The sequence below is a fragment of the Candidatus Cloacimonadota bacterium genome (assembly GCA_011372345.1).
GTDB lineage: Bacteria > Cloacimonadota > Cloacimonadia > Cloacimonadales > TCS61 > DRTC01.
Genome location: DRTC01000453.1, coordinates 1 through 2846, shown reverse-complemented (window position 1 = coordinate 2846; position 2846 = coordinate 1). Strand labels below are relative to the sequence as shown.

The following is a 2846-nucleotide window of genomic DNA, read 5'->3' as shown; positions in this document are numbered from 1 at the left end:
TTAGATTTTACTCACTCTCGCCGCACAAACCTTATATTCCGGTATCTTCGCCACCGGATCGAGTGCCGGATTGGTCAGACGATTTGCCGGAGCTTCTTTATAATGGAACGGAATATAGATCACGCCTTTCTGAATTCGTTTGGTCACAAATGCAGGAGCTTCGATCTCTCCTCTGCGGGTTGCGATCTTCACGACTTCACTGTTCGCTATCTTCATTTCTTCCGCATCAGTTACGGAGATCATCACCATCGGACCGGCAAGATTGTTCAAACCTTCTGTTTTCCTGCTCATAGTTCCGGTATGGAAATGCTGCAAGACACGACCTGTTGTCATAATAAGAGGATATTCTTCATCAGGAAGTTCGTCCGGTTCTTTGAATGAGATGGGAGAAAGAAGTCCTTTTCCGCGTGCGAATTTTCCTTTATGAAGATATGGAGTTCCGGGATGTTCTTCGTTTGGACAGGGCCATTGCAGACCGGTTCTTCCAACTCTATCCCAGGTAATTCCTCCATATTGCGGAGTAAGTTCATTTATCTCATTCGTAATATCCTTGGTAGTTTTATATTTCCAATCCGAACCCATTTTATTGGCGATCAGTTGAATAATCTCCCAATCTGTTTTCACATTTTCAGGAGCATCGATAACTTTGTTAATTCTTTGAACTCTTCTCTCGGTATTTGTGAAATGACCTTCCTTTTCCGCATAAGCAGCAGCAGGCAGGATCACATCGGCAAATTCTGCGGTTTCCGTGATGAACATATCCTGAACTACCAGGAACTCGGTTCTCTTTAGAGCTTCGATCACATGATTCTGATCAGGATCGGAAAGGAAGGGATTTTCTCCCATCACATAAAGAGCTTTGACCTTTCCGTCATAAGCTCCATCTATCATTTCCGTTACTGTTAGACCGATTTTATGATCGAGTTCTCTTCCCCACGCTTTTTCAAATTTCTTTTGAGCATTTTCATCGACAACTTTCTGGTATCCGGGATATACATTGGGAAGTCCGCCCATATCACAAGCTCCCTGTACATTGGATTGTCCACGCAGCGGATTCACTCCTCCCCCATCTTTCCCGAGATTTCCGCAGATCATCTGCAAGTTAGCAGTAGACCAGACATTATCCCTTCCGGTTGTGTGTTGCGTAATTCCCATCGCATAATAAAGAGAAGCAGTTTCTGCTTTACCGAAAAGTTCAGCGATTTTTTTTAGAGTGTCAGCAGGAATACCGGAAATCTTCTCGATATTTTCAGGAGCATATTTATCCTTCAAAATTTCTGCTTTGAATTCTTCGAAACCTTCCAATCTTTCCTTGATAAATTCTTTATCTTCCCAGCCATTTTTCAAAATAACATGCATCAGACAGTTCAGGACAGCAACATCGGTTCCGGGTCGTTGAGCAGCATAAATTTCCGCATAATCAGCCATCACGATCTTTTTCGGATCGATCACGATCAGTTTAGTCGTTCCTTCCCGCACTGCTTGTTTAATCCGAGCCGCGATCACAGGATGAGCAGCAGAAGTATCCGAACCGATGATCAGAATTGCATCAGCTTTTTTGATTCCGGCAATGTCATTTGTCATTGCTCCGCTTCCAAAGGCAGCAGCCAGACCGGCTACAGTAGAGGAATGTCAGAGACGGGCACAATGATCAACATTATTTGTGCCTACCTCCCTTCTCATAAATTTCTGGAATGCGAAGTTTTCCTCGTTGGTGACTTTCGCTGAAGCAAGACCGGCAATGGCATCGCTTCCGTAATTCTCTTTTATTTCATTAAATTTGGAAGCTACGAGAGAGATCGCTTCATCCCAATCTGCTTCCCTGAATTCTCCGTTTTCTTTGATCAATGGAGTTGTCAGACGCTTTTCGGAATTCACAAAATCAAATCCGTAACGACCTTTGACGCAAAGCATTCCATTATTGGTTGGAGAATCCTCGACTCCGGTTATTCTAATAATTTCGTTTTTCCTTCGATCGATATGAAGTTCCAACCTGCAGCCGACTCCGCAATATGGACAGACAGTTTCAACTTTATCGAATTCCCAGATCCGTCCTTTCCCAACCGCTCTTTTATCGATCAATGCTCCGACCGGACAGAGCTGCACACATTCGCCACACTGCACGCAGGAAGATTCTCCCATGGGAAGATCATCATCAAAAGCGATTTCCGTCTCGAAACTTCTTTCATTAAAAGTTAGAACTTCATTCACAACGATATCATTACAACCGACAATACATCTTCCGCAGGAAATACATCTGGAACGATCAACTCTTATGAATTCACTTGATTCGTCCTTTTCTTTTTCTACGGGATAAAGATCGTAAGATGGTCTTTCGATTCCGAGATAATACGCTGCATCCTGAAGTTCACAATTTCCGTTCTGTTCGCAGGAAAGACAGTCGTGTTTACCGGAAGACAGGATCATATCGACAGTTGTTTTTTGAGCTTCGATGATATCTTCCGAATTCGTTGTGACTTTCATTCCATCCTGGACAGCGAGATTACAAGCAGTTTGAAATCCCGGAATTTTCTCGATCTTGACGGAACAAACACGGCATTTAGCTGCTTTACCAGTTTTCTCGTGATAGCATAAAGCCGGAATATATATTCCGTTTCTCCGTGCAACCTGCAAAACAGTTTCTCTGGGCTCTGCTTCATAAGGTTTTCCGTTTATGAAGATTTGCATTTATCCTCCGATTCTACAACTCACCCTGACCCTCTCTTGAGAAGAGAGGGAATTTATACGGAAAGTTGTAATTTATTTTTATTCTTTTTTGGATCATCGTTCCCAATCCCCTGATTGGGAATGTTTTCTCGTTTCTCTCGTTACTAAACTCTTGTTCA

General features: G+C 43.0%; 1 protein-coding gene. It reads right to left on the bottom strand.

Annotation, left to right across the window (positions count from 1 at the left end):
- The gene (locus ENL20_08860) at positions 1-2688 is read right to left on the bottom strand and encodes a formate dehydrogenase subunit alpha (GenBank protein HHE38666.1); all 2688 of its coding nucleotides are present in this window, start codon (positions 2686-2688) and stop codon (positions 1-3) included.
- Positions 2689-2846: the final 158 nt, after the last annotated feature.